At 41.8% G+C, this 25101-nt stretch carries 16 protein-coding genes and 1 tRNA gene; 12 read left to right on the top strand and 5 right to left on the bottom strand.

What is annotated here, in order from left to right; genetic code table 11:
- Window positions 1-13 precede the first annotated feature (13 nt).
- From nuoG to L6421_RS07535, 11 genes are all read left to right on the top strand, one after another.
- Window positions 14-2119: an NADH-quinone oxidoreductase subunit NuoG gene (gene nuoG / locus L6421_RS07585; protein WP_237261031.1), complete on the top strand. Its 2106-nt coding sequence runs from the start codon at window positions 14-16 to the stop codon at window positions 2117-2119.
- A 4-nt stretch (window positions 2120-2123) separates the two neighbouring features.
- Window positions 2124-3185 (top strand): NADH-quinone oxidoreductase subunit NuoH, encoded by a 1062-nt coding sequence (gene nuoH / locus L6421_RS07580; RefSeq protein WP_237261029.1) that lies wholly within the window; start codon window positions 2124-2126, stop codon window positions 3183-3185.
- Between the two features lie 11 nt (window positions 3186-3196).
- A complete protein-coding gene (gene nuoI, locus L6421_RS07575) occupies window positions 3197-3688 on the top strand; it encodes an NADH-quinone oxidoreductase subunit NuoI (RefSeq protein WP_237261027.1) in 492 nt (163 codons plus the stop codon).
- A 17-nt stretch (window positions 3689-3705) separates the two neighbouring features.
- Entirely contained in the window at window positions 3706-4347 is a 642-nt protein-coding gene (locus L6421_RS07570) for an NADH-quinone oxidoreductase subunit J (protein WP_237261026.1), read from the top strand.
- Window positions 4344-4649, top strand: a complete 306-nt coding sequence (nuoK, locus tag L6421_RS07565; protein ID WP_029407865.1) for an NADH-quinone oxidoreductase subunit NuoK — start codon at window positions 4344-4346, stop codon at window positions 4647-4649. The genes L6421_RS07570 and nuoK overlap by 4 nt, the downstream gene beginning before the upstream one ends.
- A gap of 6 nt (window positions 4650-4655) precedes the next feature.
- Complete coding sequence (nuoL, locus tag L6421_RS07560) at window positions 4656-6629, top strand: NADH-quinone oxidoreductase subunit L (RefSeq protein ID WP_237261024.1); 1974 nt, start codon at window positions 4656-4658, stop codon at window positions 6627-6629.
- A gap of 30 nt (window positions 6630-6659) precedes the next feature.
- Window positions 6660-8174: an NADH-quinone oxidoreductase subunit M gene (locus L6421_RS07555; protein WP_237261023.1), complete on the top strand. Its 1515-nt coding sequence runs from the start codon at window positions 6660-6662 to the stop codon at window positions 8172-8174.
- Window positions 8175-8197: 23 nt separating this feature from the next.
- The gene (gene nuoN / locus L6421_RS07550) at window positions 8198-9643 is read left to right on the top strand and encodes an NADH-quinone oxidoreductase subunit NuoN (protein WP_237261022.1); all 1446 of its coding nucleotides are present in this window, start codon (window positions 8198-8200) and stop codon (window positions 9641-9643) included.
- Between the two features lie 60 nt (window positions 9644-9703).
- The gene (locus L6421_RS07545) at window positions 9704-10024 is read left to right on the top strand and encodes a DUF2818 family protein (RefSeq protein ID WP_237261021.1); all 321 of its coding nucleotides are present in this window, start codon (window positions 9704-9706) and stop codon (window positions 10022-10024) included.
- A gap of 87 nt (window positions 10025-10111) precedes the next feature.
- Window positions 10112-10188 (top strand) — tRNA-Met (locus L6421_RS07540).
- 629 nt (window positions 10189-10817) lie between these two features.
- The gene (locus L6421_RS07535) at window positions 10818-11522 is read left to right on the top strand and encodes a transglutaminase-like cysteine peptidase (protein WP_237261019.1); all 705 of its coding nucleotides are present in this window, start codon (window positions 10818-10820) and stop codon (window positions 11520-11522) included.
- A gap of 2 nt (window positions 11523-11524) precedes the next feature.
- Here the strand turns inward: L6421_RS07535 and L6421_RS07530 are convergent, their stop codons facing one another.
- The 5 genes from L6421_RS07530 to L6421_RS07510 form a co-directional block, all read right to left on the bottom strand.
- Entirely contained in the window at window positions 11525-11872 is a 348-nt protein-coding gene (locus tag L6421_RS07530) for a hypothetical protein (protein WP_237261017.1), read from the bottom strand.
- A gap of 22 nt (window positions 11873-11894) precedes the next feature.
- Complete coding sequence (locus L6421_RS07525; RefSeq protein ID WP_237261016.1) at window positions 11895-12482, bottom strand: response regulator transcription factor; 588 nt, start codon at window positions 12480-12482, stop codon at window positions 11895-11897.
- A 3-nt stretch (window positions 12483-12485) separates the two neighbouring features.
- The gene (locus tag L6421_RS07520; RefSeq protein ID WP_237261015.1) at window positions 12486-13898 is read right to left on the bottom strand and encodes an HlyD family type I secretion periplasmic adaptor subunit; all 1413 of its coding nucleotides are present in this window, start codon (window positions 13896-13898) and stop codon (window positions 12486-12488) included.
- On the bottom strand, window positions 13895-16036 hold the full coding sequence (locus tag L6421_RS07515) for a type I secretion system permease/ATPase (RefSeq protein WP_237261013.1): 2142 nt from the start codon (window positions 16034-16036) through the stop codon (window positions 13895-13897). The genes L6421_RS07520 and L6421_RS07515 overlap by 4 nt, the downstream gene beginning before the upstream one ends.
- Before the next feature lie 95 nt (window positions 16037-16131).
- A complete protein-coding gene (locus L6421_RS07510; protein WP_237261011.1) occupies window positions 16132-17955 on the bottom strand; it encodes a TolC family protein in 1824 nt (607 codons plus the stop codon).
- Between the two features lie 209 nt (window positions 17956-18164).
- On the opposite strand from L6421_RS07510, the gene L6421_RS07505 reads away from it, so the two are divergent.
- Window positions 18165-25097: an Ig-like domain-containing protein gene (locus L6421_RS07505; protein WP_237261009.1), complete on the top strand. Its 6933-nt coding sequence runs from the start codon at window positions 18165-18167 to the stop codon at window positions 25095-25097.
- The last annotated feature ends 4 nt before the right edge of the window (window positions 25098-25101 follow it).

Below are 25101 nucleotides of genomic sequence, written 5' to 3'. Positions count from 1 at the left end.
TAGGTTAAGAATTATGGTAAAAGTTGAAATAAACGGTCAAGTTATTGAAGCGCATGAAGGTGACATGTTAATAGATGTCGCTGATGACGCTCAGATTGCCATTCCCCGTTTTTGTTACCACAAAAAACTGTCTATTGCGGCTAACTGTCGTATGTGTTTAGTTGAGGTAGAAGGTGCTTGGAAACCTCTACCTGCTTGTGCAACGCCTGTTACAGATGGTATGAAAGTCCATACTAAATCGGCTAAAGCGATTGCAGCACAGAAGTCTGTTATGGAGTTCTTATTGATTAACCATCCTTTGGATTGTCCAATTTGTGACCAAGGTGGTGAATGTGAACTTCAAGATGTCGCTATGGATTACGGTGATGATGTATCACGCTATTCAGAATCTAAACGTGTAGTAAGTGACCGTGAAGCGGGTTCCTTGATTAAAACCGATATGACACGTTGTATCCACTGTACACGTTGTGTTCGTTTTGGTCAGGAAGTGGCCGGTATGATGGAATTGGGTGCAACAGGTCGAAGTGAGTGGATGGAAATCGGTACTTATATCGAAAAATCGATCACTTCTGAAATGTCAGGAAATATGATTGACTTATGTCCTGTTGGTGCTTTAACGTCAAAACCATTCCGCTATACAGCACGTTCTTGGGAATTAAAGGCGCATAAATCGATTGCCGCCCATGACAGCATGGGGTCGCATATTACCATTCATGCTAAAGGACAAGATGTCAAACGTGTTGTCCCTCGTGAAAATGAAGCAATCAATGAAGTTTGGTTATCTGACCGTGACCGTTTTGCCTATGAAGGTATCAACAGTGAGTCGCGTTTGACTCAACCGATGATCAAGAAAAATGGAACTTGGCAAGTGACAGATTGGGAAACCGCTCTGGCATTTGCGGTTTCAGGGTTACAGAATATCCTTAAAACGTCTAAGGACATGGGTGTTTTAGCTTCCGCTAACTCAACCGTTGAAGAACTACATCTATTGCAGAAGTTGGCGCGTGGTCTTGGTGTTGAAAATATTGACCATAGACATCGTCAGGTTGATTTCAGTGCCGATGAGCATGGATTCAATACACCAGCTTTAAAACATGATTTGGCTGCCGTAGAAAAATTGAATGCGGTTCTGCTAGTCGGTTCTTACCTACGTAAAGAGTTACCGATATTGAATCATCGTGTCCGTAAAGCGGTCCAAGCGGGTGGTAAAGCATTTGTTGTTAATCCGCTAGATTTTGCGTTCAACTATAAAATTTCAAATCAGCACAATGATTCTGGAATGGTATTTGAATTAGCAGGAATCGCTAAAGCGGCGTGTGAATTAAAAGAACTTGACCAGGCCTGGTTGAATTCAATCACAGCAAGCGAAGAGCAAAAACAAATCGCCCAATCATTATTGGATGCTGCTAATTCTAGTGTCATGCTTGGACAAATTGCACAAGGTCATGAAGATTTTGCAGTAATCCAAAAGCTGGCAAGCATTATTGCGGAAGCGATGGGTTCAGAAATCAATGTGTTGCCTTTAGCGGCTAATGAAGTCGGCGCTCATCTAGTGAACTTCCTACCGAAGTCGGGTAAAAACAGTTCACAGATGATTGCAGGTGGCATGAAAGCATTCATTAATCTGAATATTGAACCAGAAGATTTTGCGAATGATAGCGCAGCAATCTCGGCTATGAACGAGGCTGATTTTGTCGTTAATCTGACTGCTTTTGATAGCAAAACGCAGCGTGAATTCGCTGATGTCATGTTACCCATCGCCACTTTTGCCGAAACGGCAGGCACTTTTGTCAATGCAAATGGTTTAAAACAATCATTCAAAATGTCTGTTGAACCAAAAGGGGATTCAAAAGCCGCATGGAAAGTACTTCGAGTTCTAGGCAACATGTTCGATGTTGAAGGATTTGAATATACCCATTCAAATGAAGTGTTGAGTGAAGTGTTGGATAACGTGGCATCGCAGGTCAATCTAAGTGATTTGGATTGTAAATTACCTTCTAAGAATAACGATACGACTGTGAAAATTGTATCTCCTTATCAGGTTGACGCAATCGTTCGTCGTTCACCATCATTGCAGGCAACTCCTGATGCGAATATTGAAACAATGGGAAGAGGGTAAATAGATGTTTGATGCACTGCAAGCCTTTTTATCTGGCTTTTTATTTGATTGGTTAGCGATTGTTATCACGCTAGTCTTACAGGCGGTAGCGGTTGTTCTACCTATTATGTTAGTGGTTGCCTGGCTAACTTATGCTGAGCGTAAAGTGATTGGTTACATGCAGGTTCGTATGGGGCCTAACCGTGTTGGGCCAATCGGTTTGTTACAGCCGATTGCCGATGCGTTGAAGTTGATGACGAAAGAAGTTATTTTCCCTGCGCAATCTAACAAATACCTATTCATTATCGCTCCGGTATTAGCCTTAGCTCCTGCTGTTACCGCATGGGCGGTCATTCCTTTTTCTGAAGGAATGGTGGTTTCTGATATCAACGCGGGTGTGTTGTATGTATTAGCGGTATCCTCGATTCTGGTTTACGGGATTATTATCGCAGGTTGGGCTTCTAACTCCAAGTACGCTTTCTTAGGGGCTTTGCGTGGTTCAGCACAGAAAATTTCTTATGAAATTGCCATGGGTTTCGCTCTAGTGACTGTGTTGATGATTGCTGGCAGTATGAACCTGACCGAAATTGTTAATGGCCAAAAGGGTGGGGTTTTCCACTGGTATTTATTACCTTTGTTACCGATGTTCTTTGTCTATTTCATTTCTGGTCTAGCTGAAACCAACCGTACTCCTTTCGATGTTATCGAAGGTGAAGCTGAAATCGTGGCTGGTTTCCATGTCGATTATTCGGGTATGACATTCGGTGTGTTCATGCTTGCCGAGTATGCCATGATGATTTTGATCTCTTTCATGACATCAATCATGTTTTTAGGTGGATGGTTGTCGCCATTTGAAGGTATCCCATTTTTAGAGCCAATGTTCGCATGGGTACCTCAGTTAGGTTGGTTAGCATTTAAAGTATCTTTCTTATTATTCGTATTTTTGTGGTTACGTGCGACATTCCCTCGTTACCGTTACGACCAACTTATGCGTTTAGGTTGGAAAGTATTGATTCCAGTAACCATTGTTTGGGTATTCGTTGTTGGTGCAATGCAATATTTCAGCTTTGGTCCTTGGTTTAATTAATAGAGGCTGACATGGGTAAATTTTTAAAACATCAAATAAAAACCTGGGGTCTTACTGAGCTTTTTAAAGGGCTTTCAGTTACCGGTAAGTATTTATTCAAAAGAAAGATAACAGTTCGTTATCCTGAAGAAAAAACGCCTCTATCACCTCGTTTTAGAGGTCACCATGCTCTACGTCGTTATGAAAATGGTGAAGAGCGTTGTATCGCTTGTAAATTATGTGAAGCGGTTTGTCCGGCTAATGCAATTACCATTGAGTCAGAAGAACGTGCTGATGGTAGCCGTCGAACCACTCAATACGATATTGATATGTTCAAGTGTATCTACTGCGGTTTTTGTGAAGAAGCTTGTCCAGTAGATGCCATTGTCGAAACACGCGTTTTTGAATATGAATTCCATGAGCGTGGTCCACATATCCGTACCAAAGAAGATTTATTAGCCTTTGGTGATAAACATGAAGAGCAAATCGCTGCAGACAGAGCAGTGGATGCAAAATATCGTTAATAGAAAGAGAGATTGCTATGACATTTGAACAGTTCATCTTTTATCTGCTAGCGACTATTGCTACAGTTGCCGGTTTGATGATGATTTCCGTTAAAAACCCAGTTAAAGCTGCGCTTTGGTTAGTGCTTGCATTTGTCTCTACAGCAGGCATTTGGATTATGGCGCAAGCTGAATTCTTAGGGTTGGTTTTAATATTGGTTTATGTGGGTGCTGTAATGGTGCTATTCCTTTTTGTTGTCATGATGTTGGATATCAATATGGCAATCTTAAAGGAAGGCTTTACCAAGTATCTACCTCTTGGTGCTATGGCTGCAGCGGCTATCTTTGCCATGATGTATATGGTATTAGGTCCTGAACATTTTGGTTTAGAAGTGACCGGTAATCCGGTTACCCATCCTGCTAACTACAGTAATACCGAAGCGATTGCGATTCCTTTGTATACCACTCATGCCTACGCATTTGTATTGGCAGCGGTCTTACTATTGTTAGGTATCGTTGCTGCTATCGCTTTAACATTACGCCGTCGTCCTACAACGGAAGTCTTGTATCAGGATATCGATAAACAGAATAAAACATTAGCTGCTGATCGTTTCCGTATGGTGAAGATGAGTTCAGTAGTCGAAAAAGAAATTGTAGCTAAAGAGGAGGATGACAAATGATCGCATTATCGGATTATCTAATCTTTGGTGCAGTGCTTTTCATGATTAGTATGGCGGGTATCTTTTTAAACCGTAAGAATGTGATTGTGTTGCTTATGGCAATTGAATTGTTGCTTCTGGCAGTCAATACCAATTTAGTTGCGTTCTCTCACTATCTAAATGATGTAACAGGGCAAATTTTTGTTTTCTTTATCCTAACGGTTGCCGCTGCAGAAGCGGCGATTGGTTTGGCTATTATTGTTCTAGTATTCCGTAATCGTAAGAGCATCAATGTTGATGATCTTGGATCACTGAAGGGGTAGTTGTTGATGTTGCATACGATTCTTACTGTTATTCTGCTTGCGCCATTGGTCGGTTCCATTATTGCCGGCTTATTCGGACGTCAAGTTGGGCGCAAAGGTGCGCACTATTCGACAATTGCCGGTGTCGCAGTCTCAACTGTGCTATCTGCCTATGTTTTTTCAGAATTCGTCCTTAATGGCGCATCTGCCTATAACGCAAGTCTTTATACTTGGTTGGTTAGTGATGGCGTCAAGTTTGAACTTGGTTTCATGATTGATGAACTCTCAGCAACTATGATGTTGGTGGTGACGTTCGTTTCGTTGATGGTCCATATCTACACAATTGGCTATATGGATCACGATGAGGATTACACGCATGACAATCCTTACTATCAACGATTCTTTAGTTATATCTCACTATTCACCTTCTCAATGCTTTCATTGGTTATGGCGAATAACTTCTTACAACTGTTCTTCGGTTGGGAAGCGGTAGGTTTGGTTTCTTACCTATTGATTGGTTTCTACATGAAACGTGAATCGGCTATTCAAGCTAACCTAAAAGCTTTCTTAGTTAACCGTGTAGGTGACTTTGGTTTCATTCTTGGTATTGCGGTCGTGTTTGTTTACTTCAATACAATGGACTATAAAGAGTTTTTTGCTCAGCTTTCAAGTCAACGTGATGTCATGATTGAAATCATTCCGGGTGTGGAATGGTCGATGATTACACTGATGCTGATTTTGTTATTTATTGGTGCCATGGGTAAATCTGCTCAGATGCCTTTACATGTATGGCTTCCAGAATCGATGGAAGGCCCTACACCTATTTCGGCTCTGATCCACGCTGCAACGATGGTAACGGCGGGTATCTTCATGGTGGCTCGTCTGTCACCAGCGTTTGAACTGTCGGAAGTGGCTTTAAGTTTTGTATTGATTATTGGGGCTTTAACCGCCTTTATGATGGGGCTTTTAGGTCTGATACAGAATGACATCAAACGTGTTGTTGCTTACTCAACATTATCGCAGTTAGGTTATATGACGGCGGCTATGGGTGCATCGGCGTATGCGGCAGGTATGTTCCATGTATTAACACATGCATTCTTTAAAGCGTTGTTATTCTTGGCGGCAGGTTCGGTGATTATCGCCATGCACCATATTCAAGATATTCGTCAAATGGGTGGTATGCGTAAGTATATGCCAATCACCTATGCAGCCATGTTGATAGGTTCTTTAGCGTTAATCGGTTTCCCTGGTTTCTCTGGGTTCTTCTCTAAAGACTCTATCTTATTGTCTTTAGATGCTTCAGATCGATTTGGTGCTACGTTCTCTTATGTGTTGTTGTTGATGGGGGTTTTCATTACCGCTTTCTATAGCTTCCGTATGTTCTTCCTTGTGTTCCACGGAGAGGAGAGCGAGTACGTTAAAACGCATGAAATTAAAGAGTCGCCATGGGTTGTGACGGTTCCATTAATTCTTTTATCAATCCCAGCTGTTGTAATGGGTATTCCGATGATTGAAGGTATGTTGAATGGACAGTATTTTGGCCAGTCAGTTTTCATTCTTCCTGAGAATGATGTCATGATGACGCTATTCAATACTTTCTATCATGGTGTTATGGATATGATTGTGCATTCATTCATGACATTACCGGTATTCTTAGCGCTTTCAGGGGTATTCCTGGCTTGGTTGATGTATATCAAGATGCCAAATATTCCGGGTAAGCTTAAAGCGATGTGTCCACGTGGATATTACATGCTTGACAACGCTTATGGTTTTGATCGTCTAAATGAAATTGTGTTTGTTGAAGGTGGGCAGAAGTTAGGTCGTTTCTTTACTAAATCGGTTGACGTTAAGTTAATTGATATCGGTATGGTTACCAATACCTTTATGGCTGTGGCTAATTCAGCTTCAGCTCTGCGCCAGTCACAAACCGGTTTAATGTATCACTATGCGTTCGTGATGATTTTTGGTCTACTAGCCATGCTAGTTTGGACTCTGTGGTAATTAGAAGAATAAGAGAAGGGAATAGAATACATGCTATCAAGCTATCCTATTTTGAGCACACTAGTGTGGCTACCGATTATTGGTGGTCTGCTGGTTTTATTTGCTGGTCGTAATAACGATACAGTCGCAAAATGGTTATCACTTGCCGTGGCAGTGTTAACATTTGTTCTTTCAATACCATTGTGGACAAATTTCGATACCACTACGGCTGCCATGCAGTTCGAAGAAAAGGTAGAGTGGATTCCAATGTTCAATATCTACTACCACTTGGCGGTAGATGGGCTTTCAATGCCGTTAGTGTTGTTAACCACCTTTACCCAAGTGTTGGTTATCGCTTCGGCCTGGGATGTCATCAAGGAGCGTGTTGAACAGTATATGGGTGCTTTCCTGATTATGGGCGGTATCATGGTCGGTGTTTTCGTTGCGCTTGATTCAATCCTATTCTATGTGTTCTGGGAAGCGTTGCTTATTCCGATGTTCATCGTTATTGGTAAATGGGGTGGTCCACGTCGTGTCTACGCGACAATGAAGTTCTTCTTATATACCTTCTTCGGTTCGGTCTTCATGTTGATCTCTTTCATCTACATGTATTATCAGTCAGGTAGTTTTGCCATCCTAGATTTCCAGGCGATGCAATTGGGTATGACGGTACAGATTCTAATCTTCATTGCGTTCTTACTGGCGTTTGCGGTAAAAATCCCAATGTTCCCGGTACATACTTGGTTACCTGATGCACACGTTGAAGCGCCTACAGCCGGATCGGTCGTTCTAGCTGCGATTATGCTGAAAATGGGTGGTTACGGTTTTGTACGTTTCAGCTTACCGATCACGCCTGATGCCTCTATGACTTTGGATTGGCTAGTCATCGGATTGTCACTTATTGCAATCGTCTATATCGGTATCGTTGCGATGGTTCAAAGTGATATGAAGAAGCTGGTTGCTTACTCATCCATTTCACATATGGGATTTGTAACCCTTGGTATGTTTGTACTGTATGACATTCTTGAAAATACTGGTTCTCTACAAGGTGCGCAAATCGGTATGGAAGGGGCCATGGTACAAATGATTTCTCACGGATTCATTTCTGGCGCTATGTTCCTTGCGATCGGTGTTCTATACGATCGAATGCATACACGTGAGATTTCTGCCTACAGTGGTGTGGTGAATAAAATGCCATGGTTTGTATTCTTCGCAGTCTTGTTCTCAATGGCGAACGTAGGTTTACCTGGTACATCAGGTTTTGTTGGTGAGTTCATGGTTATCATCAGTTCATTCAAAGCGAATCTATGGTTTGGTACCTTAGCGGCTTTAACCTTGGTTATCGGTGCGGCTTATACCTTGTGGATGGTCAAACGAGTGTACTTCGGTCCAATCACTAATGAAAATGTTGAACAATTGTCCGATTTAAATAAACGTGAATTCGCCATTATGGCAATTCTAGCGGTTGCGGTTGTTGCGTTAGGGGTTTTCCCAGCGCCATTAATGGAAGTGATGCACACTTCTGTAGAGAACCTATTGGTTCAAGCCACAACTTCAAAACTGTAAACGGATAAAGGTGAATTAATAATATGAATTTTGTCATTCCATCATTTGCGCCAGCTATCCCAGAAATGGTGCTTTTAGGGCTTATTTCCTTTATTTTAGTCGCAGATACGTTTTGGTCAAAACGTTACCAATTTGCGACTTACTACGCGACTCAAATCACGCTTGTAGTGGTGGGGTATTTAATTTTAAGTAGTTTCGCAACGACTCAGGTCATCACTTTTGATGGTAGCTTTGTGCGCGATAGTTTTGCCGATATTCTCAAGTTATTCACTATTTTGGTGAGTTTAGGAATATTTGTATTCTCTCGTGAATACCTGCTGCAACATAAATTCTACAGCGGTGAGTTCTTTATTCTAGGACTATTCGGTGTATTGGGTATGTTCGTCATGATTTCGGCCCATAACATGATTACCATGTTCATCGGTCTAGAAATCATGTCCTTAGCTATGTATGCCATGATTGCCTTACGAAAAGATTATGGGCAAGGTTTAGAAGCGGCAATGAAGTATTTTGTATTAGGCGCTTTGGCTACAGGTATGTTGCTATACGGTTTCTCAATGATTTATGGTGCGACAGGTTCTATTACTTTCCCTGAGATGGCAAAAGTCATTGCTTCAGGTAATGTCGATAGTGTCGTATTGTCTTTTGGTGTGGTCTTTGTGGTCATTGGTTTGGCCTTTAAACTGGGTGCCGTCCCTTTCCATATGTGGATGCCGGACGTTTACCAAGGTTCACCATCAGCGGTAACACTTTATTTAGGTACAGCACCAAAAATTGCCGGTTTTGCCATGCTATACCGACTGCTTGAAGAAGCTTTACCAGGCCTGGTCAAAGACTGGCAATCATTGATCATCATGATTTCAATCCTATCAATGGTCGTTGGGTCGCTTATTGCCATCGTCCAAGATAATCTAAAACGTATGCTTGCGTATTCAGGTATTGGGCATGTCGGTTTTATGTTGTTAGGTGTAATTGCTGCTACTCCTGAAGGGTATTCGGCATCCATGTTCTACGTTATTGTTTACGCTCTAACAGGTGTAGCTGGTTTCGGTATGATTGTCGCGCTTTCAAAAACAGGCAACGAGTTTGATAAAATTTCAGATTTTGCTGGTTTAAATGCACGTAACCCTTGGTTAGCTTTAATGATGCTTGTCATTTTGTTCTCTATGGCAGGTATTCCACCATTTATCGGTTTCTGGGCAAAAATCATTGTAATAGAAGAAGTCATCAAAGCTGGATTTACTTGGATAGCTGTAATCGGTGTCATCATGGCGGTTATCAGTGCTTTCTACTACCTTAAAGTGGTCAAGGCAATGTACTTTGATAAGCCAGAAGATGAATCACCGATTGAAACAACCAGTTCAGGTTCCAATTGGGCAGTCAGTTTCTTTGCTTTAGCGTTATTCGTTTTAGGTTTAGTACCAAGTTCATTAATAGACTTGTGTTACCAAAGCTTAAAGGTAATGTAATCATTTTCATAATTAACAAAAGCCCGTGAGTCACGGGCTTTTTACGTTTTAGGAGATAACATGGATTCAACTCAAGCCGTTTGGCTCTTATTGGTTACAGCAATCGTTTTATCGAATATTCCATTTATTCTTTCAAATCGAATTTTTGTATTCTTAAAAGTTCCTGAGAAAAGCATTTGGATAAACCTGGCAGAGTGGTTTTTGTATTTCATCGTTACCGGAATTTTTGCCTATTTGTTAGAAAATAAAACCATGGGACATGTCGCCAATCAGGGGTGGGAGTTCTATACAATCACGTTATTCATGTTCATGATATTTGCTTTTCCGGGCTTTATTTATAGATATAACCTTAAGCAATTCATTAAAAGTAATAAAGTTTAAATAAAAGCATATTAGGGGGTTGTAATATTTCTGTAACCCCCTATAATACGCCACATCGAAACGGAAACGTTACGAATTACAAATTGACGCGGGGTGGAGCAGCTTGGTAGCTCGTCGGGCTCATAACCCGAAGGTCGTAGGTTCAAATCCTGCCCCCGCTACCACATTCTAAAGCCAGACAATTTAAACACTTACGAGTGAATGAGGTCTGGCTTTTTTATTGCCTAAATTTTAGAGGTAAGATGCGGGCTGGTTATCTCGATTTATTTTTGGTTGATAACTCAACAGGCCTGGTGAGTTTTCAACTACGTTTATATGGTTCATTAGATTTCATTGTTTTTAACGCTTTTTATGCTTGCTGAACCATCTTTTTCAGTATTTAGCTTAGAACCTTGTGATGGGCTTGTTTTCGATGTATTTGGCTATCAGAAGTAAAAAATGTGGCTTGTGGAGTAAGGGAGTAAAACTTCAGCTTCTTTTCAAAATAATAAGTTCCTCTATTACGAACTAAAATCGATTCAAGTTCTCTCTCCTTATTGACAGTCTGTTTTAGTTTCCTTCCATCGAATTAAAAACTTGGTAATTTTATTGCTGGGCGTATTCATAGGTGTCGAATATTCAACAGTGTTTGGGTGTTCTTATTGGTTATAAGGTGCAGAGATATCCGAGTTGCACATTAATTTTGAATTTACACTTTCTATTTGTGTGGTTTTTAATACAATGCTCACTGTTTGAATTATTTTTGAGTTGTAAATTCAATAATAATTTTTTGTGAGTTGTCAGGATTGAGAAATTGAAAATACAATTTATTTTAAGAACTAGAAAATATTATTTTCATCTAAAGGCATTAATGGTGTTTTTATTATTTCTAGTTTCTACAGCATCAATGGCAAAAGTGAATTCAGACTTAGAACAATTGTATAACATGGTTTTAAAAGATTTTGGTCAACCAGGGGCTGATAGTGTCTTGCGTTGGCAGCGAATGTTAGGCGATTTATCTCTACTACCGAATTTAGAAAAGGTAGAGAAGATTAATGATTTTTTTACGCAAACATTAGATTATGGAATGGATAAATCTGTTTACGGTAAAAATGACTATTGGGCATCTTTAGGGGAAACTTTAGCAATTTCACAAGGTGATTGTGAAGATTTTGCAATTGCAAAATACGTTTCATTGAGGCTGGCAGGCATTTCAGATTCAAATTTAAGATTAATGTATGTCAAGGCAAAGACGGCTAACGCTAAGGATTCTGTATACGAATCTCATATTGTTTTGGCTTATTATGATGAAACGGATTCTGAACCATACATTTTGGATAGCTTGATTGCTGATGTAAAACCTGTATCACAACGCACGGATTTAAAATTGATTTATAGTTTTAATAAAGAAGGGCTTTGGTTGGGGGAACAGCAGAAATATTACTCCAATTCAACTGAGCGTTTATCAAGTTGGAGTCATGTGTTAGCTAAGATTGAACAACAAGGGATTATGCTTTAACTCTATTCTTTATTCAATTTAGATAATTGCTCTTCATCAAATAGGTTTATTTTATCTGCATTTGACCTAATGGATTGTCGTTTGAGTAGCTTTCTTTGCACTTCAATTGGCAGTTCTGTAAATCGAATGATTCCTTTATCCGACAATAGGTTTATTAAGTCTTCTAGGACTCGAATAAAGTCTTCATCTGATGCAACGAACGTGTCTTTGAGTTTATCGTTGGTGGGTTTGGCTTTATTCAAAAACTGTTGCACTTCATCTGTATCAAAGTCTAAAGATTCATTGAACCCATTGGTTTGCTCGAGACTTAATGAAACAATTTCCCCGTCAGCGCTTCGTTTTACATACATCTTGAATCCTCTTTGAGCTTACTTAAGTGATTTTCCCTTGCATATATAGCATCAGGTGCATGCGGTCGCGAAGATTCAATTTTTGATAGATTGATGTTAGATGCGATTTGATCGTTCTTTCACAGACTTTCAATTCTTCGGCCACTTCTTTATTTGACTCTCCTAACGAAATTTTTTCGGCGACAAGTTTCTCTGCAGCGGTGAGTTGATGTAAGTCAGGAATGTTTTTATGCTCAATTTTAGTGGCGATTAAGTTAATCATTTGATTGATTAAATTTTCAGGAATCCATAACCCGCCAGCTTTGACGCTTTTATATACGGTTTGTAATATTTGCGGGTTAGCGAGCGCATCAACATAGCCTTTAGCCCCTGATTGAAAAGCGAGCTTAAATTCTTCTGTTGATGGTTTACGTGTTAAAACAATTACGGATTTTCCTGAATTTGAAAGCTGTGTAACCCGGTCTTGCCAATTGGATATTTGACTGACAATCCAGATTGTTTGATGTTGTTGTAAATTACCAGGAATACCATCGTCTGTATGTAATTCAATATCTGGAAAGGCTGTCTTCCATGTTGTGGATTTAAAGCCTGTTTGTGTTATTAGTAACATATATCACCTCTCAGTCATGGCTTGCGATGAAGCTCTTAATATTGGTTTGAAAAGGTATTCAATAACGGTTTTTTTACCTGTAATAATATCAGTTTGAGCGGTCATTCCAGGTATGATTTCAATGGCTTTATGAACATTTGCCATATCCGTTTTCAATTTAACGATGTAGTAGGTTTCGTTGTTCTCATCGGTGATGGAATCTGGGCTGATATCGGTTACCGTTGCTTCAACCCCTCCATAAATCGCGAAGTCGAAAGCACTAAATTTGATGATTGCCCGTTGACCTGGATGGATAAAGGCAATGTCTCGAGGACGGATTTTCGTTTCTACAATCAGCTGGTCATCTTTTGGAAGAATTTCCAAAAGGGTTTGACCAGGTGATACAACACCATACACCGTATTATAAAATAACCTCTTTATCGTGCCTCTAATCGGTGCTCTAATGTCAGTTTGTTTAACCCTATCTTCCAAGCCTTTTGCGGCTTGGCTTAAACTCGCTAATTTGGTTGATGACTCTGATAGTTGTTCACGCCACACTTTCATCGTGCTGATTTCAAGCTCTCTAACTTTGTTTTTTGCCTCTTCAATTGCGCCCTGACTGCGCTTAATTATCGCATTAGTTTTAGCAAGATCACCTTTAAGTGAATTCAATTCTCGAGTTAATTTGTAAATCTCTACTTCTGATACCGCACCAGATTTTAGCAGGGGTTTAACTGCTGCCAATTCTTTAGATAAAAGGCTTATATTTTGTTGATATTGTTTTTGGTACGCGAAAGCTTCGGCTAACGCTTGTTCTTTTTGAAATAATTGAGATTCTAAAATATTCTTTTTTTCGTTATATTCATTCATGTTTGATGTGTAAAGACGTTTTTCTCTCTCGACATACTCACTTGCATTTGTAATGAGGTCATCTGAAAAAACCGGTAGGGTTTGATTTATTAGGGATTGTAAACGTATGACTTCTGCCCTTAAGGCTGAAACTTGGGCAATATTTTCATTTAAGGTTGATTTTGAGCGTGTTGAATCAATTTGGACAAGCAATTGACCCTTTTCAACAAAATCTCCTTCACGTACGAGTATCTTGTTAATGATTCCGCCATCAAGGGATTGGACAACCTGAAGTTTATGCGAAGGGATAACTTTTCCAGTACCTCTAGTGATTTCATCCAATGAGGCGTAAAAAGACCAGGTAAATAATAAAATCAAGCTAAAGAGGGTAAAGTACAGCAATGAAGAAGCTCTTATTGGGCGTTGTTGGATTTTTGCCCACTCAGCGTCAATAACCCAGTCAGTATGGTTTAATTGAGTGTTGACAATGCCTTTTTTGATTAAGATATCACGCTCACTGATATTGTCTTTAGCAAGTCTATGAAGGTTTTTAAATAAAAGTTCTTCTGGTGTTTTTGGCGTTTTCATTTTTTTACGCCTCCAATTCGACCCTTTTGCAAGGCGGCAAGTACATCTTCTTTTGGACCATCAGCAATGATTTTCCCAGAATCCAAGACAATGATGCGCTCCGCAAAATCAATTAAATTGATACTGTGGGTAATCGTCAGCATGGTTTTGCCTTCTGAAATGGCTGCAAGGTTATGACTAAAATTGGTCTTACTCGAGTAATCTAAAGCCCCCGTGGGTTCATCAAATAGTAATATCGGAGGGTCATTAATCAGAGCTCGGGCAAGTGCTACCGCTTGTTTTTGGCCACCAGATAACAATTGTCCTCTTTCACCAACCTGCAGGTTAATTCCTTCAGAGTGGTTATGAATAATCTCATTTAGACCGCATAGTTTAATAACATTAAGGATTTGTTCTTCATCCGCAAAGGGTGCGGTGATAGAGATATTGTCTTTTAATGTGCCTGAAAATAAAGAAGGCTCTTGCGGAATATAACCAATATGGCTTCTTAAAATAGCGGGTTCAAATTGACGTAAATCAATACCATCAACTAAAACACTTCCAGATTCTGGGTGATAAAGACCTAAAATAAGCTTCTGTAAGGAGCTTTTTCCAGAGCCGTTTCTTCCTAAGATGGCAATTTTCTCTCCTGGATTAATTTTAAATGAAACATTGTCTAACACTAATTGTTCATTTTTTGGATAACGAAAACAGACATTTCTAAACTCGATTTCACCTTTTATGATTGCTGGTGAAAACCAGTTGTGATCAAAAGGTCTTTCTAATTCTTGGGACATTATGTTATTAAGCGCTTCATAGGAGGTTGCGGCATAGTGATACTGAGAAAGCAGACCAGCAGTATGGCTAACAGGAGTCATGGCTCGGGCACTGAGCATGTAAGAGGCGATTAATGCCCCTTGACTAATATCACCTTTAATAATCAAGTAAACACCCAGAATAATCACCGATATACCAACAATATGCTGAATCCATTGTGCTCCTTGGGTAATGGATGCAGATAACAATCGCAATTTTGCAGCATTATGCGTAATGAAGATGGTCGCTTTTTCCCAATTAGCTTGGGTTCTATTCTCAATATTAAAGCTTTTAATTGTTTCAATATTGGAGATACCTTCGTATAGGGTTGAATTACGCATTGCACTTGCGTACATCGAATCGAGAGATAATCGATGCATCTTTTTCTGTGTTATTAAGGCATAGCTAAAGATAAGAAAAACCCCAATTAAAATTGGGATAACAAGAATAGGATTTATCAAAAATATAATTAACCCAAAAAGTAAAACAAAAGGTAAATCTACTAAAGCAGTAATGGTGAGTGAACCAATAAAGTTACGAATAGATTCAAATGATTGAATATTCGATACAAAAGAACCAGAGGACTCAGGGCGGTTTTCTAGCTTCATACCCAAAACTTGTTCTAAAATTTCTGAAGATATTCTGACATCAGCCCGGTTGGCACCAAGGTCTATAAACCAGCTACGCATAAGCTTCAGAATCAGTTCCGCACACATTACTAAAGAGATACCAATAGCGAGTACCCATAAGGTTTCAATCGCATGGTTAGGAACCACTCTGTCATAAACATTCATTACAAAAAGGGGCATTGCCAATGCAAAAATATTTATAAAGATTGAGGCCAGTAATATATCCCTATAAAGTTTACGATTATCTTTAATAACTCCCCAAAACCAATGGAATCGATTATGTTTTAAATTTGTCGCGCTATTTTCAAATTGAAACTCAGGGCGAACATAAATGACGGTACCGCTATAATCGGCATCCAGCTGTGTTAACTCGATTTCTACAGGGCTTTCTGGAAGGTCAGGATACACAACAATGGCTTTATGATTGACTTCATCAATTTCATAAAGGACACAGGCTTGATTTGCTGAAACAGACTCTTTTAGCAAAAGAATCGCTGGTAAAAGGTTTGGATTGATTTTTGAGATGGGGCGGCTAATGACCTTACTCGCCATGTCGGCACGGTTGGCAGCTCGGTTGAAATTAGATGGACTTAAATCACCTTTAGAAAGAGGTAATCCGCTAATGAGGTGTTCGCGAGTTACAATTCTTCCATGATACCTACAGATCATTAATAAACATTCAGTTAATGGATTAATAATATCTGCTTTTATCACAGCAATCCTTTGTATCTCAAAAGAGGAATATATCGATTTTTAAACCAAGCCTTTACACGTTTTTAATTAAGTTTAAAAACCGATATACGTTTTATTTATTCTGTTTTTGGTGCATTCTTGATATTACTCTCAATTCTGCGGTTTGCTTTGTGCGCAGCCCAAGTCATGTTATTGATTAACGGTTGAGTTTCACCAAAACCAATTGCACTTAAACGATCTGGATTAATTTTATGCTTAGTAATTAACTCATTAACCACAGCTTTAGCACGACGCTCAGATAAATCTTGGTTATAAGCCTCAGGGCCTTCTAATGATGCGTGGCCTCGAATTTCGATAAGCGTGTTTGGATTATCCTTCATAAAACGTGCTAATTCTGCGATATCGCTACGATATTTTGAATCGATAATCGCTGAGTTTTTGGTAAATTTAATTTCTAAACGGTAAGTATTCCCTTCTAGATTATCCTGTTTTGGTGCTGAGAATTTATTTGGCATTACCACTGGTTTAGGCTCTTCTATATCAATACCTAAATCAGGCAAATCCTCTGTAGGGCAGGTCGATGCAGGGTCAATGGCAATTGGTTCGGCACCTAAATCACTTAAACTTGGTAAATCTCCTCGAGCGACTTTTAGATAGCTAAGTAACCCTCCCATTTCGGCTAAGGTTTTAGCTACAGATATATTTCGATCGTAGTGAGCATTAGAAAAAGCTCTACTTGATTGAAAGTATTCAATTTCTGTATCAAGTAAATCAAGTAAGGTACGTTTGTTGATAGAAAACTGATCGTTAAAAGCTACTCTTACCTTATTTGATGCATCTCTATGTTGTTCTAGAATTGGTAATTGATCGCTTATCTTTTTGACATCATTATAAGCAATCTGCAAAGTTTGACGCATGTCCACACATGCTTTTTCACGTAAATAAATGGCACGACTGACTTCTTCTTTGGCGCCTCTTATTGCCGAGTTCGTCCGGTCACCATTATATAGGTTGTAACGAAACTCAAGAGCCACTCGACCATCCCTTTGTGCATTGTCATTCCCTTGTAGGTCATAAGTTTGACCTCCATATTGAGCCGTTAAATCCAATCTTGGATAAAGGTCTGAACGTTCTGTTTCAACTCTGGATTGTTTGCTACGAATGTTGCGGATGGCGGCATGGAAGTTAGGGTTATGCTCATAAGCATTATTCATCACGTCATGAAAAGTATTCGGCAAAATGTCAGTTTGTAAATCGGCTTCTTCCATTTCTTTACTTGGTGTTAATCCAATAATTCGCAAATACCTTGAGCTAACATCATGCAAATTCGCTTTTTCAGTAAGCAAGTTCGATTTAGCAAGCGCTAAACGACCATTGATTTGTTCTAAGTCAGCGCCTCGGGTATGACCTGTTTCAACTCCGGAAACGATTTTTTTATACACTAGCATATGGTTGTTATAGTTTTGCTGGGCAAGCCTAACCAACGCTCGGTATCTAAGAACATCTTGATAAGCGATATAAGCATCTAAAGCAGTTTTTTCCACTGACCCAAGAACACTGAAATAACTGACCAGCTCGTCATTTTTGAAAAATTTGACGTTGTTTTTTGTTCTTTCACCGTCATAAAGCATTTGTGAAAAAAGTAACTTTGCACTCGCGCCGCTAAAGCTTTCATTTTGTATGTAATCTTTATTTTGCCAGCTGTAATCGGCATAAAAATCAAGCGTAGGGCCGTATTCGGAAGATGCTCTAGACGTATTTTCTTTTGAAGATAAAAAATTATGCCAAGAAGCTTGGACTTCGGGGTTTTTTTCAATGGCTTGTTTAACGGCTTGATCAACCGTTGTAGCTGAATTAGCGATTAATGGAGTTAAAAACAATCCGTAAATCAATGAAATTCGGGTTGTTTGTTTTAAGACTGAAACTGTTCGAGTAAACATAAAACCTCCTAAATAGGATAAAACCTGAGAGTGTTTCTTAATCTTCAGAATACTTAAAATTTATACTTATGGCAATAGCTTTTCAACGAAACTCTTTAGAAAAAAGTATGGTCGTTAAAAAACAAATTTCATACTTAAGTACGATGTTTAAAAAAAAATTAAGGCATAGAATCTAAATTAAGAGATTTTTCTATTAAGGAGAGAATGTCATGAGTAACGTTATTGCAACCATTATGGAAATAGAAGGTGAGGTTCTAGCTCAGAACATAGCGGGTGAGTTACGACTTCTCGATGCTGGTGATAAACTTTATGAAGGTGAAACCATTAAAACTGGAAGTAATGGTTTTGTGGTTCTGCAATTGAATAGCGAGGATTTGGTAACGATTCAAGGTAATCAATTGATTGAATTGAATGAAAATGTCTTGGCCGATAAAGTTGCAGATCAAACGGATAGTATTCAGCAGCAGAGTATAGAAGATGTTCTCGCCATTTTAGAAGCAGGTGGAGATTTAACTGAGCAACTTGAAGCTCCTGCTGCAGGTATTGCTGGTCCTGGTGATGCAGGTGGAGCAATGACATTGCGCCTATTGAGTTTGGCGGAATCCGAAGGTGCTGAATATGAAGAAGCGGGTGGGGTTCCTATTGTTGCGAGAGTTGTTGAAAACGTTACTCCTTTAGAATACTCTCCGGATACATTTGTTGCTGGAGCAACGATTGAACCTACAGCTACTCAAGATCCGCTGCCTATTGAAGAGAATGCGGTTCCTGTTGCGATTGATGACAGTGCTATAACGGATGAAGAACAGTCGGTCACCATCGATGTCACGCAAAACGACTCTATGGTAGATGGTGCGACCCTAACCAGTGCCACCCAAGGTAGCAATGGTACAACGCAAATCGTCGGCGACCAGATTGTCTATACTCCGAATACCGACTTCGAAGGTGTGGATACTTTCCAATACACCATCACCGATGAAGACGGCGAAACCTCAACGGCGACAGTCACGGTCACCGTGAATGACGAAGGTGCGCCGCTTGCCGTGGATGATGGTGCGACCACCGATGAAGAACAATCGGTCACGATTGATGTCACTCAAAATGACTCTATGATTGACGGTGCGACCCTAACCAGTGCCACCCAAGGTAGCAATGGTACAACGCAAATCGTCGGCGACCAGATTGTCTATACTCCGAATACCGACTTCGAAGGTGTGGATACCTTCCAATACACCATCACCGATGAAGACGGCGAAACCTCAACGGCGACAGTCACGGTCACCGTGAATGACGAAGGTGCGCCGGTTGCCGTGGATGATGGTGCGACCACCGATGAAGAACAATCGGTCACGATTGATGTCACTCAAAATGACTCTATGATTGACGGTGCGACCCTAACCAGTGCCACCCAAGGTAGCAATGGTACAACGCAAATCGTCGGCGACCAGATTGTCTATACTCCGAATACCGACTTCGAAGGTGTGGATACTTTCCAATACACCATCACCGATGAAGACGGCGAAACCTCAACGGCGACAGTCACGGTCACCGTGAATGACGAAGGTGCGCCGGTTGCCGTGGATGATGGTGCGACCACCGATGAAGAACAATCGGTCACGATTGATGTCACTCAAAATGACTCTATGATTGACGGTGCGACCCTAACCAGTGCCACCCAAGGTAGCAATGGTACAACGCAAATCGTCGGCGACCAGATTGTCTATACTCCGAATACCGACTTCGAAGGTGTGGATACTTTCCAATACACCATCACCGATGAAGACGGCGAAACCTCAACGGCGACAGTCACGGTCACCGTGAATGACGAAGGTGCGCCGGTTGCCGTGGATGATGGTGCGACCACCGATGAAGAACAATCGGTCACGATTGATGTCACTCAAAATGACTCTATGATTGACGGTGCGACCCTAACCAGTGCCACCCAAGGTAGCAATGGTACAACGCAAATCGTCGGCGACCAGATTGTCTATACTCCGAATACCGACTTCGAAGGTGTGGATACTTTCCAATACACCATCACCGATGAAGACGGCGAAACCTCAACGGCGACAGTCACGGTCACCGTGAATGACGAAGGTGCGCCGCTTGCCGTGGATGATGGTGCGACCACCGATGAAGAACAGTCGGTCACCATCGATGTCACGCAAAACGACTCTATGATTGACGGTGCGACCCTAACCAGTGCCACCCAAGGTAGCAATGGTACAACGCAAATCGTCGGCGACCAGATTGTCTATACTCCGAATACCGACTTCGAAGGTGTGGATACCTTCCAATACACCATCACCGATGAAGACGGCGAAACCTCAACGGCGACAGTCACGGTCACCGTGAATGACGAAGGTGCGCCGGTTGCCGTGGATGATGGTGCGACCACCGATGAAGAACAATCGGTCACGATTGATGTCACGCAAAACGACTCTATGATTGACGGTGCGACCCTAACCAGTGCCACCCAAGGTAGCAATGGTACAACGCAAATCGTCGGCGACCAGATTGTCTATACTCCGAATACCGACTTCGAAGGTGTGGATACTTTCCAATACACCATCACCGATGAAGACGGCGAAACCTCAACGGCGACAGTCACGGTCACCGTGAATGACGAAGGTGCGCCGCTTGCCGTGGATGATGGTGCGACCACCGATGAAGAACAGTCGGTCACCATCGATGTCACGCAAAACGACTCTATGATTGACGGTGCGACCCTAACCAGTGCCACCCAAGGTAGCAATGGTACAACGCAAATCGTCGGCGACCAGATTGTCTATACTCCGAATACCGACTTCGAAGGTGTGGATACCTTCCAATACACCATCACCGATGAAGACGGCGAAACCTCAACGGCGACAGTCACGGTCACCGTGAATGACGAAGGTGCGCCGGTTGCCGTGGATGATGGTGCGACCACCGATGAAGAACAATCGGTCACGATTGATGTCACGCAAAACGACTCTATGATTGACGGTGCGACCCTAACCAGTGCCACCCAAGGTAGCAATGGTACAACGCAAATCGTCGGCGACCAGATTGTCTATACTCCGAATACCGACTTCGAAGGTGTGGATACTTTCCAATACACCATCACCGATGAAGACGGCGAAACCTCAACGGCGACAGTCACGGTCACCGTGAATGACGAAGGTGCGCCGCTTGCCGTGGATGATGGTGCGACCACCGATGAAGAACAATCGGTCACGATTGATGTCACTCAAAATGACTCTATGATTGACGGTGCGACCCTAACCAGTGCCACCCAAGGTAGCAATGGTACAACGCAAATCGTCGGCGACCAGATTGTCTATACTCCGAATACCGACTTCGAAGGTGTGGATACTTTCCAATACACCATCACCGATGAAGACGGCGAAACCTCAACGGCGACAGTCACGGTCACCGTGAATGACGAAGGTGCGCCGGTTGCCGTGGATGATGGTGCGACCACCGATGAAGAACAATCGGTCACGATTGATGTCACGCAAAACGACTCTATGATTGACGGTGCGACCCTAACCAGTGCCACCCAAGGTAGCAATGGTACAACGCAAATCGTCGGCGACCAGATTGTCTATACTCCGAATACCGACTTCGAAGGTGTGGATACTTTCCAATACACCATCACCGATGAAGACGGCGAAACCTCAACGGCGACAGTCACGGTCACCGTGAATGACGAAGGTGCGCCGGTTGCCGTGGATGATGGTGCGACCACCGATGAAGAACAATCGGTCACGATTGATGTCACTCAAAATGACTCTATGATTGACGGTGCGACCCTAACCAGTGCCACCCAAGGTAGCAATGGTACAACGCAAATCGTCGGCGACCAGATTGTCTATACTCCGAATACCGACTTCGAAGGTGTGGATACCTTCCAATACACCATCACCGATGAAGACGGCGAAACCTCAACGGCGACAGTCACGGTCACCGTGAATGACGAAGGTGCGCCGGTTGCCGTGGATGATGGTGCGACCACCGATGAAGAACAATCGGTCACGATTGATGTCACTCAAAATGACTCTATGATTGACGGTGCGACCCTAACCAGTGCCACCCAAGGTAGCAATGGTACAACGCAAATCGTCGGCGACCAGATTGTCTATACTCCGAATACCGACTTCGAAGGTGTGGATACTTTCCAATACACCATCACCGATGAAGACGGCGAAACCTCAACGGCGACAGTCACGGTCACCGTGAATGACGAAGGTGCGCCGGTTGCCGTGGATGATGGTGCGACCACCGATGAAGAACAATCGGTCACGATTGATGTCACTCAAAATGACTCTATGATTGACGGTGCGACCCTAACCAGTGCCACCCAAGGTAGCAATGGTACAACGCAAATCGTCGGCGACCAGATTGTCTATACTCCGAATACCGACTTCGAAGGTGTGGATACTTTCCAATACACCATCACCGATGAAGACGGCGAAACCTCAACGGCGACAGTCACGGTCACCGTGAATGACGAAGGTGCGCCGGTTGCCGTGGATGATGGTGCGACCACCGATGAAGAACAATCGGTCACGATTGATGTCACTCAAAATGACTCTATGATTGACGGTGCGACCCTAACCAGTGCCACCCAAGGTAGCAATGGTACAACGCAAATCGTCGGCGACCAGATTGTCTATACTCCGAATACCGACTTCGAAGGTGTGGATACCTTCCAATACACCATCACCGATGAAGACGGCGAAACCTCAACGGCGACAGTCACGGTCACCGTGAATGACGAAGGTGCGCCGGTTGCCGTGGATGATGGTGCGACCACCGATGAAGAACAATCGGTCACGATTGATGTCACGCAAAACGACTCTATGATTGACGGTGCGACCCTAACCAGTGCCACCCAAGGTAGCAATGGTACAACGCAAATCGTCGGCGACCAGATTGTCTATACTCCGAATACCGACTTCGAAGGTGTGGATACTTTCCAATACACCATCACCGATGAAGACGGCGAAACCTCAACGGCGACAGTTACCGTGAATGTTAATCCGGTTAATGATCCACCAGTCATTTCTGAGGGTGTGTTTGCAACTGTTGATGAAGCAAATCTTTCAGATGGTACTCAGCCGAATGTAACTTTGCTATCGGATACTGTTGGGAATTACATCTCAATCAGTGATGTCGATGGTGGCGATGGTTATTGGATTGATGGCGTTGCCGTTGTCAATCCAGATGGCTCTTTAACTGGAAATTCGGTAACTACGGATTTTGGTACTTTGGTTTTCACCAGTTTTGATGGTTCACAATTAAATTACAATTATGTCTTAAACGATAATGCCGAGTTAGATGTGCTTCATTACGATGACACAGTCACTGTTAGAACCGATGACGGCACAACGGGTGGGGTAGAGGTGAAAATTGCGCAAATAGGCGATGATGCACCGTTAAGTTTCACCCCAGATGCGGTTGTTATTCAAAGCGATGGTTCGTCAACTGATTCTGACGCATTGAATTTTGCGATTGCTGATGGTGCAGATGGCTTGGGTTCAGTTACTTTCAAAACAGACATCAATGGCAATTTAGCGGATGCTCCTGAGCTGTATTTTGATTCAGGCAATGGCATCGAACAGATAGATTGGGTATTAAGTGCGAATAATACTATCGCCACTGGGGTTGTGAATGGCACTGAAGTGATTACCGTCAGTTTGGATGGTAGTTCTGATAGTTACAGTGCTGTCTCGAATGCGGACGGTACATTCTTAGCGCCTGGAGAGACGTTACCTACAGTCAACTCAGCTTTAACTATTGCGAATAGTAAAGATTATTCAGGTGCGGTAAACATTGGCGGTTCGAATGTTGATATTGTTGTGAGCGGAACCGGGAATGTAAACACTACTCCTCAAGATATTGGTATCGGTAATCAGTGGATTAATTCAGGTGAAGAGTTGACTATCTCATTCTATACAAACTCTACCCTGAGTGGTTCTTCTGATACTTTAAGCTTTGACGGTACTCCTGAACCGGTGCCTATTGTGAATTTTGAATTGGTTGTTTATCAAGATTCGGGTGATGGTGCTGATTTTGATGTTTATGTAATAGATTCTTCTAATAATGAAACTCTATACGGTAGTTATCAAAATATTCTTGAAGGGAGCTCGATATCAATTAGCTCAAGTAACGTAGTTACCGATATCGTTGCAGTTAAAGTTGTCGGTACAGACGATAAATTCAGTATTCAAGCGGGTGACTTGGATTATCTCAACCCAAGTGATTTAAGTTTTGATATGAGTATTGTCGGTATGGATGCGGATAATGATTCTATCGATTCAAGTATTACTATCGGTATTGACCAAGACGATGTCAGTGGTGTGCTTATCAATGGGCAAATTATTGATGGCTTTGTTGGAGGTCTTGCCTATGAAACCAGCTCAGGTATTACAGGTTTTACCTCCGCTAATGGTGGTTTTAACTATCAAGCAGGAGATACCATTACATTTTCAATAGGTAATGTTATTTTAGCGAGTATTGCTGCCGATGAACTAACGGATGCCATGTCTGATGGCAAGTTATTCTTGCAAGAAATTGCCGGAGTTGAGCAAACCAACTTGAATGACGAATATGTTGAAAACATGGCGGTATTGTTGCAAACGCTTGATAGCAATGCCGATGCGCAGGATGGTATTCAGATTACTGCAGAAATGCATGAAACTTTTAGTGATGACAGCTTTGATTTAAGCTCTATTTCTGGGCAAGAGTTACAGACCATTCTTATTGATAATGGATTAACCCCTGTTTCAGAAGAGGATGCGATGGCGCATGTTCAAGATATGCTTGAGGAATTAGCAAATATCGATTCTTCTGAGTTTGAAGAGCATGTTGTGGACGCTTTAGTTGACCAGGAAGGAGACCTTGATCTGTCTAATATCATTGTCACGGAAGTGGTTACAGAGACCGTTGTACAAACAGAAGCAAACGATGAAAGTGCACCAATTCCTGTTGAAGACCTTATCTATGAACAAGAGGCTGGAGAATTTAGTGAAGAGGGTACAGCTTCAGGAACTCAGGTAGCGTTAGATACTGGAATGAGTGCAGATACTCCTGTTGCGGATGACTCTGTACAACAATTGATTGATGACGAGCTTGAAACTGAATATTCCGATGGTTAACGGA

The organism is Thiomicrorhabdus immobilis, from assembly GCF_021654855.1.
Lineage (GTDB): Bacteria > Pseudomonadota > Gammaproteobacteria > Thiomicrospirales > Thiomicrospiraceae > Thiomicrorhabdus > Thiomicrorhabdus immobilis.
This window is presented reverse-complemented; position numbering and strand designations above follow the sequence as displayed.